This is a genomic window from Sinomicrobium kalidii, from assembly GCF_021183825.1.
Lineage (GTDB): Bacteria > Bacteroidota > Bacteroidia > Flavobacteriales > Flavobacteriaceae > Sinomicrobium > Sinomicrobium kalidii.
Genome location: NZ_CP089211.1, coordinates 558606 through 574996, shown reverse-complemented (window position 1 = coordinate 574996; position 16391 = coordinate 558606). Strand labels below are relative to the sequence as shown.

Annotated in this window: 13 protein-coding genes; 12 read left to right on the top strand and 1 reads right to left on the bottom strand. The window is 47.0% G+C overall.

Annotation, left to right across the window (positions count from 1 at the left end):
- Positions 1 to 375: 375 nt before the first annotated feature.
- Positions 376 to 1335 (top strand): sensor histidine kinase, encoded by a 960-nt coding sequence (locus LS482_RS02160; RefSeq protein ID WP_437441015.1) that lies wholly within the window; start codon positions 376 to 378, stop codon positions 1333 to 1335.
- 23 nt (positions 1336 to 1358) lie between these two features.
- Here LS482_RS02160 and LS482_RS02155 read toward each other — a convergent pair whose 3' ends face one another.
- Positions 1359 to 2438, bottom strand: coding sequence for a glycosyltransferase (locus tag LS482_RS02155; RefSeq protein ID WP_233030109.1), 1080 nt, complete (start codon positions 2436 to 2438; stop codon positions 1359 to 1361).
- A 70-nt stretch (positions 2439 to 2508) separates the two neighbouring features.
- Between LS482_RS02155 and trmB the strand changes: the two genes are divergently transcribed.
- The 11 genes from trmB to LS482_RS02100 all read left to right on the top strand — a co-directional run bounded on the left by trmB (position 2509) and on the right by LS482_RS02100 (position 16318).
- Complete coding sequence (gene trmB / locus LS482_RS02150) at positions 2509 to 3180, top strand: tRNA (guanosine(46)-N7)-methyltransferase TrmB (RefSeq protein WP_233030108.1); 672 nt, start codon at positions 2509 to 2511, stop codon at positions 3178 to 3180.
- Between the two features lie 63 nt (positions 3181 to 3243).
- Positions 3244 to 3876 (top strand): LysE family transporter, encoded by a 633-nt coding sequence (locus tag LS482_RS02145; protein ID WP_233030106.1) that lies wholly within the window; start codon positions 3244 to 3246, stop codon positions 3874 to 3876.
- 66 nt (positions 3877 to 3942) lie between these two features.
- Positions 3943 to 4278 carry an MGMT family protein gene (locus LS482_RS02140; RefSeq protein WP_233030104.1) on the top strand — a complete coding sequence of 112 codons (336 nt, stop codon included), beginning with the start codon at positions 3943 to 3945 and terminating at the stop codon, positions 4276 to 4278.
- Between the two features lie 117 nt (positions 4279 to 4395).
- A complete protein-coding gene (locus LS482_RS02135; protein WP_233030103.1) occupies positions 4396 to 5529 on the top strand; it encodes an Mrp/NBP35 family ATP-binding protein in 1134 nt (377 codons plus the stop codon).
- A gap of 73 nt (positions 5530 to 5602) precedes the next feature.
- The gene (locus LS482_RS02130) at positions 5603 to 5842 is read left to right on the top strand and encodes a NifU family protein (protein ID WP_233030101.1); all 240 of its coding nucleotides are present in this window, start codon (positions 5603 to 5605) and stop codon (positions 5840 to 5842) included.
- A gap of 127 nt (positions 5843 to 5969) precedes the next feature.
- On the top strand, positions 5970 to 7022 hold the full coding sequence (locus tag LS482_RS02125) for an NAD(P)/FAD-dependent oxidoreductase (protein ID WP_233030100.1): 1053 nt from the start codon (positions 5970 to 5972) through the stop codon (positions 7020 to 7022).
- A gap of 438 nt (positions 7023 to 7460) precedes the next feature.
- Positions 7461 to 10436, top strand: coding sequence for a SusC/RagA family TonB-linked outer membrane protein (locus LS482_RS02120; protein ID WP_233030098.1), 2976 nt, complete (start codon positions 7461 to 7463; stop codon positions 10434 to 10436).
- Positions 10437 to 10459: 23 nt separating this feature from the next.
- Positions 10460 to 12103, top strand: a complete 1644-nt coding sequence (locus tag LS482_RS02115; protein WP_233030097.1) for a RagB/SusD family nutrient uptake outer membrane protein — start codon at positions 10460 to 10462, stop codon at positions 12101 to 12103.
- 189 nt (positions 12104 to 12292) lie between these two features.
- Positions 12293 to 13300, top strand: a complete 1008-nt coding sequence (locus tag LS482_RS02110) for a DUF4861 family protein (RefSeq protein WP_233030096.1) — start codon at positions 12293 to 12295, stop codon at positions 13298 to 13300.
- Between the two features lie 14 nt (positions 13301 to 13314).
- Entirely contained in the window at positions 13315 to 14556 is a 1242-nt protein-coding gene (locus LS482_RS02105; protein ID WP_233030095.1) for a glycoside hydrolase family 88/105 protein, read from the top strand.
- A 148-nt stretch (positions 14557 to 14704) separates the two neighbouring features.
- Positions 14705 to 16318 (top strand): glycoside hydrolase family 43 protein, encoded by a 1614-nt coding sequence (locus LS482_RS02100; RefSeq protein WP_233030093.1) that lies wholly within the window; start codon positions 14705 to 14707, stop codon positions 16316 to 16318.
- The last annotated feature ends 73 nt before the right edge of the window (positions 16319 to 16391 follow it).

Here is a 16391-nt window from a genome sequence, read left to right as displayed (position 1 = left end):
GTATCCCGAAACGAATACCGAATGATGAATGCCGAATACCGAATAATGAAGTGTTGTGGGGTATGTTGAGTATCACTTCGGCATTCTGCGGTTCGATATTTATAAATTACCAAAACTAATATGGAGATGAGGGGGGGATTCCCCGGACTAAAAGTTTGTTCAAATGCTTTTTCCTTAGTATCCCGATGACCCGATGGCTTAAAACATATTTTTTCTGTTTCTTTGCAGGGATGAAATGAACAATTTTTTGAGATGCCGACAAAACTGAAGAAATCCTATAAGTTCGCATTGCGCTCTTCCCTGTATATCACTATAATTTCGGGTGCTTTTGTTACCCTGTTGCTGTATCTGTTTTCCACTCCGGCTCCCCTGGAAATGTATTGGAAAGCATTGCTCATCTTTGTTGTGGTGAATTTTGCCATCTGCTTTTTTATTATCCAGTTCCGGGTGGAACGGTTTATCTACAAGCGGGTTAAAAAAATCTATGACGATGTTTCCCTGCTGGAATCCACCTCCTTCCATCAACAGCCCATCACCACCGATATGGCTACCCTGACCAGGGAGATCGAAAAGTTTGCGCAGGACAAAAAACTGGAGATCGAAACCCTGAAAGTCCGGGAAACCTACCGAAAGGAATTTATGGGAAATGTGTCGCACGAGCTGAAAACCCCGCTGTTTACCGTTCAGGGGTATATTCTCACCCTCCTGGATGGGGCCATCAAAGACAAGTCGGTTCGTAAAAAGTACCTTCAGCGGGCGGCAAAAGGTGTGGAAAGGCTCATTTACATTGTCCGGGACCTCGATATGATAACCAAACTGGAAGTAGGCGACCTTCACCTGGACTACGAGGAGTTCAACATTGTGGAAGTGGTGGAAAACTCCTTTGACCTCCTGGAAATGAAGGCTGCAAAAAAGAATATCACCCTCACTTTCGACATGGCCTACGAAAGCCCGATCATGGTACGTGCCGACAAGGAGCGCATACAGCAGGTGGTTACCAATCTCGTTGTCAATTCCATAAAATACGGTAAAAAGGATGGTACGACGGAAATAAGCATTGAAAACCTCATAAAGAACAAGGTTATTGTACGGATCACCGATAATGGGGAAGGGATTGAAAAACAGCATATCCCCCGTTTGTTCGAGCGTTTTTTCCGGGTAGACAAAAGCGGAAGCAGAAAAGAAGGCGGCTCGGGACTCGGACTGGCGATCGTAAAACACATCATGGAAGCCCACAGCGAAAAGATCTATGTGGAAAGCGTTTTCGGTATGGGGTCTGAATTTTCCTTTACCCTGGAAAAAGTGGAAGTACCGGAAGAACTACAGGAGAGCTAACCTCCGAAGGAGAAGGACCGTTTCTACAAAACCTCAAAATTTTCATGGGGGGAGCGGAAAAGCTCAAACAATTCCTCAAAATTAAAACGGTTTACCGGCAGTTCCGGCAGTCCCTTGTAGTTTTCGACCTGTGACAGCATCTGTATGCGGAAATCCTTTTGGGTGGCGAAAGGTACCATCCCTTTTTTATCGAACCGTTTGGCCAGGTATTCCTGTTCGTATTGTCCCGGAGTGGGAATAAAAAAGGCCCTTTTCCTGAGATTGACGAGGTCCATTATGGTGGTGTAGCCCGAACGCGACAGTATCAGCGCACTTTGGTTCAGGGCGGTTTCCAGTTCTTCCGAACGCATAAAGTTGTAAATGGTAACGTTACCCTTTTTCTGAATGTTTTGCGAATTCTCGATCTCTCCCCGTACAAAAAGGATACTGCCTGTGTAGTTCTGGATCTCCCTCACGATCTTGTTTTCCAGTAGCGTTCGTTGCGGTTCGGGGCCCGACAGGATAATGGCGAGGTCGTAGATAATATCCAGTTCCTTTTTCTGCAAACGGCTCAGGGGGCCGATATACTTAACCGGTACGGATGCTTTTTTCATGTGGCCGAGTTTTCCGCTCAGATTGGGTTTCTCTTCCATGTCCGGCACCCAGCACTGGTCAAATTTCTTTATGATCTTCCGGTGGACTTTGGAACTCAGCCAGGACGTACTTCCCGTAAGGACATTTAATTGATGGGTAATGAACACCGAAGGAACTTTTTTATGGTAAACCCCCAGGCGGTTGTCGGAAATAATACCGTCTATCTGCCTTTCCTTAACAATTTTTTTGACCAGCTTTTTTTCCCTGGAAATGGCCTTGACCATTTTCGGGGAATCCCATATCATCTTCAGCTTAAAATATTTTCCCTCCTTGGCATATTCTATCTGGTAGGAGGGCAGGTATATGCTTTCCAGGCCGGGAAATTCCTTCTTCAGCAACTCCAGGGCAATGCCATCGGAGGCAATTACGGGGCAAAAGCCGTTTTCCTGTAACGCCCGTATCACTGGAATGCACCTGGTGGCATGCCCCAAACCCCAGTTGAGGGGGGCAACGAGTATCCGGTAGTTCATGTCTGCAAAATAAGGATTTCTTAAACAGTTAAATATTTCCTTAATTTTGCCAAAAAATTAAATAATTGTTGTGGGCAGCAAAAACAAGCTAAAGCGATTCAGGGAAAACGAGACTTTTTCCAATGTTATTCAGCCGGTACGGGACAAAGTCCTTTCCGAAGGATTTCCGCTCAAAGGGAAATGGGGAACCGATTTTTTTAAAAACAGCAATCCCGTCGTATTGGAACTGGGGTGTGGCAAAGGCGAATATGCCGTGAGCCTCGCACGGAAATATCCGGATAAGAACTTTATAGGCGTCGATATCAAGGGTGCCCGCTTCTGGAGAGGTGCCAGGACAGCCCTGGAAGAAAACCTGGGCAATGTTGCTTTTTTACGAACGCAAATAGAACTGATTGACCTCTTTTTCGAAAGTAATGAAGTAAGTGAAATATGGATCACCTTCCCCGATCCGCAAATCAAATACAAAAGGACCAAGCACCGGCTTACCAATACCGATTTTTTGTCCAGATACCAAAAGATACTCAAAAAGGACGGAGTGATTCATCTCAAGACCGACAGCGAATTTATGCACGGATATACCCTGGGGTTATTGCATGGGCTCGGACATGAAATATGCTATGCGCATCACGACGTTTACCGCAACGAATATTCTCCGGAAGAAGTGACCGGTATACAGACTTTCTATGAAAAACAGTATCTTGAGCAGCAAAAACCGATAACCTATATAAAATTCAGGCTCTGATTCCTGTGTAAAAAGTGGTTTACGGCAGGTAAAACAGTACCTTAATAAAACAACCAACCGGAAATGACACATATTGTGATTCTGTTCTTTGCCACGTTTTCTGCAGCATCAATGGGGGTACTGCTCCCCGGACTGGTGAATATGACCGCGGCGAAGACCAGTGCTTTGAAAGGAAGAACAAACGGTATCCTGTTTGCCGTAGGAGCTTCTCTCATAGTGATCGGGCAGGCCTATATCGGGGTGCTGATATCAAAATATCTTTACAGGAATACGCATATCATTGATATCCTGATGAAGATAGCAGTGATAGTCTTTTCCTTTTTTGCCATTTATTTTTTTGTGGTGGGTAAAAAGAAGAAAGCAAAAAAAATGCGTTCGGCATACGTGAGCAAGCGGAAGAGTTTTTTTAAGGGGATGCTGCTCTCCTCGCTCAATCTTTTGCCCATACCTTATTTCTGCGGGATCAATGCAGCCTGGAACGTCTCCGGATGGATAAAGTTTGAGCTGGCCGATATCCTTGTCTTTATCCTGGCTGCCGGACTGGGCACGTTTGCCACACTGTATGTGTATGTGGTGTATTTTAACAAGATGGAGGACAGGACCGAGCAGCTGACAAAATATTCCGATTATATCCTGAGCGGATTGATGCTGGTTTTGGTTATTATTACACTTATTCGTATTTTTTATGGTGGATAAGGATAGCAGAAGTTAAAATGTCCGGTAAAGTAAGACAGCACTAACCTTGAAACAGATACCCCGCCCGTGAAACCCGAAAACCTGAATTTTTTTGAAAAAGTATATGCCGTGGCCCGCGAAATACCTTACGGAAGGGTCACTTCCTACGGCGCTATTGCCCGTTATCTCGGCACGGCGCGGTCTGCACGTATGGTGGGCTGGGCCATGAACGCCTGTAACGGCCGGGAAGATGTCCCGGCTCACCGGGTGGTCAACCGCAAGGGCCTGCTCAGCGGGAAACATCACTTCAGCGGAACCAATCTCATGCAACAACTCCTGGAAAGTGAAGGTGTGGAAGTAAAAGACAATCACATCGTCCGTTTTGAAGAACTTTTCTGGGACCCTTCCGGGGAATTACAGTGAAAATAAAGGAAACCTATGCTGTAATTGAGCATTTCTATCCCGGCGTTTTAAAATATGGAAGCGAAACCTTATCTTTGTAATTTAGAATGAGTTTAATTTAGAACGAATCTATACTACATGAAGCTGGACAAAAAAGAAATACTGAAAGCATTAGAAACCATAACCGTGCCCGGTGAAGGAAAGAATATGGTAGAGAGCGGCGCTGTCACCAATATCATGACATTCGGGGATGAGGTTGTGGTGGATGTCACCATAAAAAACCCCAGTCTGCAGGCCCGTAAGAAAACCGAGGTGGAGATACTGAAGGCCGTTCACAGCGAAGTCTATGAGAAAGCCAAGATAAAAGTAAATATCAAGGTAGATGCCCCGGAGAAAAAACCGCAGATAAAAGGAAAGTCCATTCCCGGCATTAAGAACGTTATTGCCGTGGCTTCCGGAAAAGGGGGAGTGGGAAAATCTACAATAACGGCCAACCTCGCGGTTACACTGGCCAGGATGGGGTTTAAGGTGGGCCTGCTGGATGCCGATATCTACGGACCTTCCATCCCGATGATGCTCGATGTGGAAAGGGAACGACCGCTGGCCGTACAGGTAGACGGGAAATCCAAGATGAAGCCCGTGGAAAACTACGGGGTCAAAGTACTGTCTATCGGGTTCTTTACACAGCCCGACCAGGCCGTGATATGGCGGGGACCCATGGCGTCCAAGGCGCTCAACCAGATGATCTTTGATGCTGCCTGGGGCGAACTGGACTTTTTGCTGGTGGACCTTCCGCCGGGAACCGGGGATATACATCTCAGCATTATGCAGTCCCTGCCCGTTACCGGTGCCGTGGTGGTGAGTACACCACAGAATGTGGCCCTGGCCGATGCCCGCAAAGGGGTGGCCATGTTCCAGCAGGAAAGCATACGCGTGCCCGTACTGGGCATTGTGGAAAATATGGCATACTTTACCCCGGAAGAATTGCCGGACAATAAGTATTATATCTTCGGTCGGGAAGGCGCCAAAAACCTTTCGGAAGACCTTGATGTGCCTTTCCTCGGCGAAATTCCGCTGGTACAGAGTATCAGGGAGGCAGGGGACGTTGGTCGTCCTGCGGCCCTGCAAACGGCAACACCGCTGGAGGAAGCCTTTGAAAACCTGACGAAAAACGTAGTACGGGAAGTAGTGGGCAGGAATGAAAACCTCCCGCCTACCGAAGCTATAAAAATAACCACTATGGCCGGTTGTTCGGCCGTAAAAAAGAAATAGTATCTTGACCCGTAAAAGGATAACGGAACCATTATGGTGCTGTAATCCGTACGCAGGTCTTAAACATGGAAAGATGACAAAAGAAGAATTGCAAATCAACGTAGAAAAAGCCTTAGACGAGATCCGCCCGTTTCTGGAAAGTGATGGCGGTAATATATCCTTGGTCTCCATAGATGAGGGCAAACTGGTTAAAGTGCGTCTCGAAGGCGCCTGTACGGATTGCCATGTAAACCATATGACACTCAAGGCGGGGGTAGAGACCACCATCAAGAAATATGCCCCCCAGATTGAACAGGTAGTAGGAGTGAGTTAGAGGCCTGTAAGGTACTTTCGGTGTTCTCCCTGTCCCGACAGGATAGGGGGAAAGGTTTTGTATTGCCCGTAAATTTCGAAGACGGGAGAAGCTAATGGAATATGGAATTCCCAATTTTCAATATAAAATGATTAAAACAGATATACTTATCATCGGTGCCGGCCCTACAGGACTGTTTGCAGTTTTTGAGGCGGGCTTGTTGAAGCTGAAATGCCATATCATTGATGCCCTGCCCCAGCCGGGGGGACAACTCTCGGAAATATACCCGAAGAAACCCATTTACGATATTCCCGGATTTCCGGAAGTTCTGGCAGGAGATCTGGTAAAGAACCTTATGGACCAGATCAAGGCCTTTGAACCGGGATTTACCTTGGGTGAACGTGCCGAAACCATTGAAAAACTGGACGACGGCAGTTTTATAGTCACCACTAACAAGGGAACCAAACACCATGCGCCGGTTATAGCCATAGCAGGCGGGCTGGGCAGCTTTGAACCCAGAAAGCCCCCGTTGGATAAAATTGACCTGTTTGAAGACCGGGGGGTGGCCTACTTCATCAAGAACCCGGAAGTATATCGCGATAAAAAAGTGACCATTGCCGGCGGGGGGGACTCTGCGCTGGACTGGACCATCTACCTGGCCGATGTGGCCTCAGACGTTACCCTGGTGCATCGCAGGAACGAATTCAGGGGAGCACTTGATTCCGTAGAAAAGGTGCAGGAGCTCAAAAAGCTGGGGAAAGTCAATATTATAACGCCCGCCGAGGTAACTTCGCTGCACGGCGATGAAAAACTGGAAACTATAACGGTAACCCGTAACGGAGAGGAAGAAAAACTGGAAACCGACTGTTTTATTCCGTTATTTGGACTGGCCCCCAAACTCGGTCCTATGGCCAACTGGGGACTCGAAATCGAGAAAAATGCCATCAAGGTGAACAATGCGCTGGATTATGAAACGAATATTCCCGGTATTTTTGCCATAGGCGACGTAAATACCTATCCCGGAAAATTAAAACTGATCCTGTGCGGTTTCCACGAAGCCACCCTGATGTGCCAGAGTGCCTACCGGATCATTAATCCCGGCAAAAAATATGTTATGAAATATACCACCGTAAGCGGTGTAGATGGTTTTGACGGCAGCAGGAAAGAAGCACCTAAAGCTGTTATCAAATCTATAGAATAGTTATATAAAAAGACATATTATCATTACAATTAAGAGGAGGCATGTATTATGTCTCCTTTTTTAGTTGATGGCTATTCCTCCGGTTCCGTAAAAAATGCTGGGATTCCCGTCGGTTTGCAGGATAGTATTATACGATGGGCGGCCGCAGGTCAGTATCCCACCTCGTATCGGTATTTAACTTCACCGGAACAATTTCGAAAATGATAGAATATTAGTAATGAAATTTTCCTGAAAGGATATAGTGAAAAGCTAATATCCCTTATTTCAATAGGTTATAATCTTAATAAAATGACAGCTATTTGTCTTTTTTGTAAAAAATACACTAAAAAATTTGTGGATAATATATTTTTATATACTTTAGTGCAATCGATTACAAAATACTCAATCATCTATTAACTAACTAATTTTTTAATAATAATGAATTACAAACTATTCTCTATGGTACCTGTAAAGGCTGTCTGGGCCTTTTCATTGCTGTGCAGCTTGTTTCTGGTACAGCGCGTTCATGCCCAGGAAAAAACGGTGACAGGTACGGTAACCGACCAGCAGGGAGTGCCGCTGCCGGGAGTTAATATCCTTGTGCAGGGTACCACGACAGGAACCCAGACCGATTTTGACGGTAACTATGCAATACAGGCAGCATCCGGACAGGTACTGGAGTTTACGTATATCGGGCAGAAGAAGGAAGAAAGGACGGTAGGGAATTCCAATACCATTAATGTGCAGATGGCCGAAGATGCCGAAGCCCTGGATGAAGTAGTGGTTATCGGTTATGGTGCGGTGAAAAAATCTGACCTTACAGGTTCGGTGGCATCGGTGAAGGAACGCGACCTTACGTCGATACCGGTGACCAATGCCCTGGAAACTATGCAGGGAAAAGTGCCGGGAGTAGACCTTACCAAATCGAGCGGACAGGCCGGAGCGGGCCTTAATTTTTCCATTCGGGGAAATCGCTCCCTGAATGCAAATAACGGGCCTTTGGTAGTTGTAGATGGTATGATATACGGTTCCACACTAGATGTAAACCCGAATGACATTGCCTCTGTGGAAGTGCTCAAAGATGCTTCGGCAACTGCTATTTACGGAACACTGGGAGCCAATGGGGTAATACTCATAACCACTAAAAAAGGACGATCCGGAAAAAGCAAGGTTTCCGTAAACAGTTATTACAGTGTGCAAACCCTTGGCGGGTATGCCGATATTATGACCGGCCCCGAATGGGTGGAACTCCGGAGAGAGTCCAGAAGAACCGTAGGAGAGTGGAGCGGGCCCGAAGACGATGCCAATATTTTTAACCCTACCCAACTGGAAAATTATCAAAACGGAGTATGGACCGACTGGGCAGATCAGCTTCTCGGTACGGGGAGTCAGCAAAACCACCAGGTAAGCGTTTCCGGAGGATCGGAAAAGACTACCTATTATTTTTCCATGGAATATTTCAGGGAAGAAGGACTGCTGAAAAATGATAACCTGGACCGTTACAGCGGCCGGATGACCGTAGATCACCAGGTATTGGACAACCTGAAGGTCTCTACCAATGTCATGTATACCATGAAAGACCACAACAGGAGAAGAGATCCGCTGAACCAGGCCAATAAGATGAGCCCGCTGGGAAGGCCTTATGACGATGAAGGGAATGTTATCACCTTTCCGGTGGGAGACAGTTCTACACTCAATCCGCTAATGGACGAAGTACCCGGTAATTATAAGGACAATGAAAAGAACAAAAGGTTTTTCGGAAATATCAGTATAGACTGGACCCCGATAGAAAACCTTACATTGACTTCCCGTCTGGGTATAGACCATACTACTTTCCGAAGAGGGACGTTCTCCGCAACAAATACTATTGAAGTGGGGGCGGACGGCCTGTCACTGGCTAAGGCGGAAAATGGAACTTTTAACCGGACCACCTGGGAAAATTTTGCCAATTACACCTATACTACCGGAAAACACGAGATACAGGGACTCCTTGGAACCAGTATCTGGAAGACCGTAGAAGAAAATTACCTGGCCCAGGGGCGTGACCTTGCATCGGCTACCATGTTGTTCCACAACCTTGGCGGATTGCAGTCGCAGGTACAGGTAAACAGCAGCCTGGAAGAAAAGCAACTGGCTTCTTTTTTCGGAAGGGTGAACTATAAGTATGACAATAAATACCTGCTCACATTACTGATGCGTGCCGACGGGTCTTCCGTACTCGCTCCCGGTAACAAATGGGGCTACTTTCCTTCGGCAGCTTTTTCATGGGTGTTGAAAGAAGAGAACTTTTTGAAAGACAGCCAGGCCATATCACAATTAAAAGCCAGGATAAGCTACGGTATTTCGGGAAACAGTGCCGTATCGCCCTACCAGACACTGGGGAGTTTGTCCAAAAGTACCTATGCCTACGATCAGGGGACGGATGAAACACCGGCTTTCGGTTATTACCCGTCGCTCATTGCCTCTTCCGATCTTAGCTGGGAAACGACGGCAACTACCAATTTCGGTATTGATTTCGGTTTTTTCAGGAACAGGATATCCGGTTCGCTGGACCTGTACCAACAGGATACAAGAGATCTGCTCATGCAAAGGGCATTGCCTACATCGTCAGGGTTTAGCTCTGCATGGGACAACATCGGGAAAACGAGGAACAGGGGACTCGAACTCTACATCAACACCATTAACCTTGTAGAAAGTACCGACGGTTTCGGTTGGAGTTCAGACATCACTTTTACTACCAATAATGAAGAGATCATGGAACTTCCCGAAGGTGACCGCGACCTGGCCAATAGCTGGTTTGTAGGGCATCCTATCGATTCTTTTTACGACTATGAAAAAATCGGTATCTGGCAACAGGATGAAACCGATGAAGCAGCATCTTACGGACAGGATCCCGGCGATATAAAAGTAAAGGACCAGGACGGCGATGGTATCATTAGTCCTGAAGACCGTGTTATTATCGGAAGTACGGTACCCGATTACACCCTTGGGTTTAACAACCGGTTTAGTTACAAAGGGTTGGAGCTTAACGTTTTTGTCTATGCAAGGCAGGGACAGACTATTACAAGTGAGGCGGCCGGATCGTATAAGATAGATGCCCGTGAAAACGGCCCCAGGGTAGATTACTGGACCCCGGAAAACCCCACTAATGCCTATCCGAGGCCCGATGCGGGAACCAGCAGGTCCAGTACGCAGTATTATTCTACGCTGGAATATGTAGATGGTTCTTTTGTAAAGATCAGGGATATTACCCTGGCCTATAATTTTCCACAGTCGGTATTGGATTACCTGAAAATATCCAAACTGCGGTGTTATGCTACAGCTAAAAACTATTTTGTCTTTAGCGACATGGACCCTTATGACCCGGAAAGGGGAGGAAATCTCAGCTTCCCCATGACGAGGCAGATGGTATTCGGAATCAATTTAGAACTCTAAGAACCTAAGTAAAGCTGGAAATTATGAAAATAAGAATCATTATATCGATCATATTGGCCGGGGTGTTCGCTTCATGCGAGAGTTTTCTCGAAGAAGACAATAAGTCGGGACTCACGGCAGACTCCTATTATACTACACTGGAAGGCATTGAGGCCCTGGTAAATTCCTGTTACACTCCCATGCGTTTTTGGTATGGGAAAGAAAACGGAATAGCACTTACGGAAACCGGAACAGACATTTTTACCCGTGGGAACGGAATGGAAAACCCGCCGGTGGCGCTTTATAATTCGGACTTGTCCGGAGCTAACGGTCCCATAGGGTTTTACTGGACCAGGTTTTATTCTGCATTGAATACCTGTAATGCTGCGGTAGAACGTATTCCCGATTCACCTCTGGAAGAGGGCCTGAAACCCGTAAGAACGGCCGAAGCACGGTTTCTCCGGGCATTTTATCTTTGGCATATTGTAGAGACCTGGGGAGGTGTTCACCTCTTTACAGAAGAAGTAAAGAGCATCCAGGAAACAGCCACCCGGACATCTGTGGAGGAATTTTATAACCAGATCTTTGCAGACCTCGAATTTGCGGTAGGAAATTTACCGGCCACTTCTGATGATTACGGCAGGGCAAACAAGGCCGCAGCCGAAGCTTTTCTGGCCAGGATGTACCTCACCCGGGGAGAAGACGCCCTGGCCGCCCAGTACGCCAAAAGCGTGATCAATAATTACAGTTTTTCCCTCGAAGATAATTATGCAGACCTCTGGGACATTGATAATGTGAGAAACCCCGAGATCGTATGGCTGGTGAACTTTACGGCAGATCTGGTGCTGAACGAAGAACTCGAACATCCTGATGGAGAAATACTGCTCAGGGACGGAGGGAACAATTCCCACCTGTTTTTCCTGATGACCTATGACCAGTTGCCCGGAATGCAACGGGACATAGATAACGGACGTCCGTTTGCCAGGTTTATGCCCACAACACATTTGCTTGACTTGTTCGATGAAACAAAAGACGCCCGTTTCGATGCAACTTTCCAGACCGTCTGGTATTCCAATAATCCGGATAATGCACCCGAAGGGATGCAACCGGGAGATACTGCCATTTATGCCACTAAAGAAGTGGTGCCGCAATCGGTAAAAGACAGTAAGGTATACACTATTATAGACCGTAGCAGGACCTATGATGAAAACGATGCACCCCAGGTGAGAGACAGGTATATGTCGGTCAAGAAATTTCTCGACCCTTCACGGCTTACGATCTCTCAGCAACAGGGAAAAAGGGACGCTTTTGTAATTCGGCTGGCCGAAATGTACCTCATTGTCGCCGAGGCCGAAATGAACCTTGGCAATATAGGAGAAGCGGTAGATTACTTTAATGCCATAAGGCGCAGAGCAGCCCTTCCCGGACATGAAACGGAAATGGAGATTACCGCAGCCGATCTTGACCTCGATATGATCCTGGACGAAAGGGCCCGGGAATTTGCGGGAGAACAGTTGCGGTGGTTTGATCTTAAGCGTACCGGAAAACTGGTGGAAAGAGTACAGGAATGGAACCCCGATGCGGCTTCGAATATTCAGCCGTACCACAGCGTAAGGCCCATACCGCAATCACAGCTCGATGCGGTGACCAACAAGGGAGAGTTTACGCAAAATGAAGGCTATCAATAGCATGTTCTCATAAATTTAGTTTAGTGTTTGAAAGGAGCCCTGGTTAGTGTGTTGTTTTTTATGGGCTCCTTTTTTAAAATCCCTGTTCAATGTCATTCTGAGCCTTTCGACTTTCGTTCAAGACAACCTAAAGCGAAGAATCCCATTGAGGAGGATTTGGAATTTAAAGACAATCATTACGATCAAACTATGAATACACTTAAAATCACTGTCATCCTGTCCTTGCTGACATTGATGTCGTGCAAAGACAGAGCAAAAAAGGAGGAAAAAGCTCCTGAAGTTAAGATTGAGAAGGAAGTAACAGCTTCCCCGAAACAAACTTATGCCGAAATATCGCATAAGCAAGGAGGGAAGTGGGTCGACCATAAATACGAAGGCGGAAGTAAATTTGTCAATGTCGATCATCTCGACCTTCCCGAAGAGCATACCGATCATTCCTATTATATTCGCTACGAAGGTCCCGGCTGGGAAAACGGGCAGGTGGGATATCGCCTGTATCTCGACTGGAGGAACGCCATAGACATTTTCGGAAAAAAAACTGATACCATGGTCCTGCAACAGGTAGGGCAGGATGGTTTTGATTCCTATCACGAAATGTCGCCCTGGGGAGCGGATATACTGAAAGTGGGTAAGGCACTGGGCATCGGTTCCATCGGACGATATGTTCAGGGGGAAGTCCGCCATTTTGAAAACGTGGAATCCACCGGGGTCGATATTGAGAATACCGATAATTCCTCTTCCGTTGAAATAGATTATAAAGGATGGAAAACCCTTGATAAGACCATCGACCTGAGATCGAAACTGACCATTTTCCCGGAAGACAGGTATACGTTGCACCAGATCACACCTTCAGCCAAAGTGAAAGGAATCTGCACCGGGATCGTTAAATTTGAAGAAGTACCGCTGCTAAAGAAAGAAGGAGAAAAATGGGGATATATCGCTACTTACGGAAAACAGACCCTGGTCTCGGATGACGATCAACTGGGAATGGCTGTTTTCTATAAACTGGACGATGTGGAAAGTGTATCCGATTCCGACTACGATCACCTGGTCGTGTTTAAACCTGTGGATACCACCGTTGATTTCTATTTTATGGCCGCCTGGGAACAGGAACCGAATGGCTTAAAGACCGAGAAAGAATTTTTGGACGATATAGATGCCAAACTGGATAAGCTCGATAAATCCGATTCAATATAACTAACCTTTTACTAATGAAACGAACATACCTTAAAGGAGTATTGCTGTTACTCGTTTTTTCGGCAATAGCCTGCGGTCCGAAGGAAAAAAAAGATAAAAAAGAAAAAAAGAAGGAAGCGGCAACACAAATAGTACCGTCCGGTCTCAAATGGTCGGAGCGTATGGCCCTTTCGGAAATGGAACGTTTTCCCGACGCCTGGCAGCTCGATTTCCATACCAAACCCAAATGGAGCTATACCCAGGGGCTGGTATTAAGGGGATTCGAAAAATTATATGAAGAAACGGGGAAAGAAAAATATTACGATTACATACAGGCCTTTGCCGATACAATGATCAATGCCGACGGAGAGATATTGACCTATGATATGGAGAAGTACAATATCGACATGATCAACTCCGGTAAGGTGTTGTTGTACCTTTATGATAAGACCAAAAAGGAAAATTACCTGAAAGCCATAAAAACATTGCGGAAACAACTGGACGGGCACCCCCGTACTTCCGATGGTGGTTTCTGGCACAAAAAGAGATACCCCTGGCAGATGTGGCTGGACGGCCTGTATATGGGGCAACCTTTCTATGCCGAATATGCAAAGACATTTGAAGATGAACAAACGGCGGCCAAATCCTTTGACGATATTGCCCTGCAATTCCGCCTTATCCAAAAACATTCCCGTGATCCCGAAACAGGACTGTTATACCACGGCTGGGATGAAAGCCGCGAACAGAAATGGGCCGATAAGGAAACCGGGACTTCCCCGCATTTCTGGTCCAGGGCACTCGGTTGGTATGCCATGGCCCTGGTGGACGTACTGGATTTTTATCCGGAAGATCGGCCGGAAAGAAAAGAACTTATCGGGTACCTGAACCAGTTGGCCGAGGCCCTGAGTAATTTTCAGGACAAGGATTCCGGCCTGTGGTACCAGGTAGTGGATATGGGGGACAGGGAAGGCAATTACCTGGAGGCCTCCGGTTCAAGCATGTTTGTCTACAGCATGGCCAAAGGTGTGCGGAAGGGCTACCTTCCGGAATCGTACCTGGAAGTAGCCAGAAAAGGCTACCAGGGTGTCCTGGATAACCTGATAGAAGTGGAAGACAATGGTGTGGTGAACATCACACAGGTCTGTGCCGTAGCCGGATTGGGAGGGAATCCCTATCGCGACGGTTCCTACGAGTATTACATTAACGAAAAAATAAGGGCCAACGACCCCAAGGCAACAGGACCGTTTATCCTGGCCAGCCTCGAACTGGACAGGTAAAAAAAGAATGTTAGAGACGCACGGCCGTGCGTCTCCACAGGAATATCCGTAACACTATTAAGAAGATAATATCCTCCCCTTTAGGGGAGGTGCCGCAAGCGGAGGGACCTCCCCCCCTTAAAGAAAAATCTAAAAATCAAAAAGAAAAATGAGAACACTTACCCTTCTCACCATATTATTTTCCCAGATAACCCTGTACAGCCAGGAATTCGTGTCCAAAGCATGGGTAGCCGACCAGGGCGACGGGACCTATAAAAATCCCATCCTGCACGCCGACTATTCCGACCCGGATATCTGCCGTGTAGGAGATGACTTTTACATGACCGCATCCAGTTTTAATGTGGCCCCCGGGCTTCCCGTTCTGCATTCCAGAGACCTGGTGAACTGGAAGCTGATCGGTTATGCCCTCGACCGGCAACCCCCGTTCGATCATTTCAGCAAACCACAACACGGTAATGGTGTGTGGGCCCCTGCCATACGATATCACAACGGAGAATTTTATATCTATTACGGCGATCCCGATTTCGGGATATACATGGTAAAGGCCAAAGACCCGGCCGGACCGTGGGAACCTCCTGTACTGGTAGAAGAAGGAAAAGGGCTTATAGACCCTTGCCCCCTTTGGGATGATGACGGTAAAGCCTATCTTGTTCATGCCTTTGCAGGAAGCCGGGCGAGCATAAAGAGCATACTGGTGGTAAAACCGATGAACCCGGAAGGTACCGAAGTCACAGGCGCCGGAAAACTCGTTTTTGACGGGCATGACGAACATCCCACGGTAGAAGGTACCAAATTCTATAAACGCAACGGGTATTACTACATTTTTGCCCCGGCCGGAGGCGTTTCTACCGGCTGGCAACTGGCCATGCGGGCGAAAGACCCTTACGGCCCTTACGAAGCGCGGGTGGTTATGGACCAGGGCAAAACGGATATCAACGGCCCGCACCAGGGCGGATGGGTAGAACTGGACAGCGGGGAAAGCTGGTTTGTACACTTTCAGGACAAGGAAGCCTACGGACGGATTGTTCACCTGCAACCCATGCAGTGGAAAAATGACTGGCCGGTAATCGGGGAAGACCCGGACGGGGATGGTAACGGACAGCCTGTTATGAGCTACAAAAAGCCGGACGTAGGTAAAACCTATCCCGTGGAAACCCCTGTGGATTCGGACGAATTTGATGGGAACGATATCAACCTGCAATGGCAATGGCATGCCAATCCCAAGGCTACATGGGCCTTTGCCAATCCCGCTGAAGGAAAGCTTCGGTTGTTTACAGACCGGCTTCCTGAAGACAGTGAGAATTTATGGGCCGCACCCAACCTGCTCCTGCAAAAATTCCCTGCGGAAGAATTTACGGCCACTACAAAGCTTAAATTCCATCCGAACCCCAAACTGGAAAATGAAAAAGCCGGACTGCTTGTCATGGGGATGAGCTATGCCTATATCGCACTGGAAAGTAAAGGTGACGAAATTTATATCAAACAGGTTATTTGCGATGATGCCGAACACGGTAAACCGGAAGAAGTGTCGGAAACAGTAAAATTAAAGGGCAACGAAGTGCAGTTCAGGCTAGAAGTGGATAAGGGCGGACAATGTACCTTTAGTTACAGTACCAACGGCAGAAGATTTAAAACGCTGGGAGAAACATTTAGAGCGGTTCCGGGCAAATGGATAGGGGCCAAGGTCGGATTGTTTGCGGTCCGTGATACGCGGATCAATGATTCGGGTTTTGCCGATATAGATTGGTTCAGGATAGATTGACACCCATGTTAGAGACGCACGGCCGTGCGTTTCTATCCCCTGAAATTTCATATTCTTTGGAAATAAAATCAAA

Coding starts and splice junctions, on each gene's coding strand:
- LS482_RS02145 (WP_233030106.1), top strand. CDS start 3,244: ATGACACATATTGTGATTCTGTTCTTTGCCACGTTTTCTGCAGCATCA.
- LS482_RS02110 (WP_233030096.1), top strand. CDS start 12,293: ATGAATACACTTAAAATCACTGTCATCCTGTCCTTGCTGACATTGATG.
- LS482_RS02160 (WP_437441015.1), top strand. CDS start 376: ATGTATTGGAAAGCATTGCTCATCTTTGTTGTGGTGAATTTTGCCATC.
- LS482_RS02130 (WP_233030101.1), top strand. CDS start 5,603: ATGACAAAAGAAGAATTGCAAATCAACGTAGAAAAAGCCTTAGACGAG.
- LS482_RS02120 (WP_233030098.1), top strand. CDS start 7,461: ATGGTACCTGTAAAGGCTGTCTGGGCCTTTTCATTGCTGTGCAGCTTG.
- LS482_RS02125 (WP_233030100.1), top strand. CDS start 5,970: ATGATTAAAACAGATATACTTATCATCGGTGCCGGCCCTACAGGACTG.
- LS482_RS02155 (WP_233030109.1), bottom strand. CDS start 2,438: ATGAACTACCGGATACTCGTTGCCCCCCTCAACTGGGGTTTGGGGCAT.
- LS482_RS02100 (WP_233030093.1), top strand. CDS start 14,705: ATGAGAACACTTACCCTTCTCACCATATTATTTTCCCAGATAACCCTG.
- LS482_RS02105 (WP_233030095.1), top strand. CDS start 13,315: ATGAAACGAACATACCTTAAAGGAGTATTGCTGTTACTCGTTTTTTCG.
- LS482_RS02115 (WP_233030097.1), top strand. CDS start 10,460: ATGAAAATAAGAATCATTATATCGATCATATTGGCCGGGGTGTTCGCT.
- LS482_RS02135 (WP_233030103.1), top strand. CDS start 4,396: ATGAAGCTGGACAAAAAAGAAATACTGAAAGCATTAGAAACCATAACC.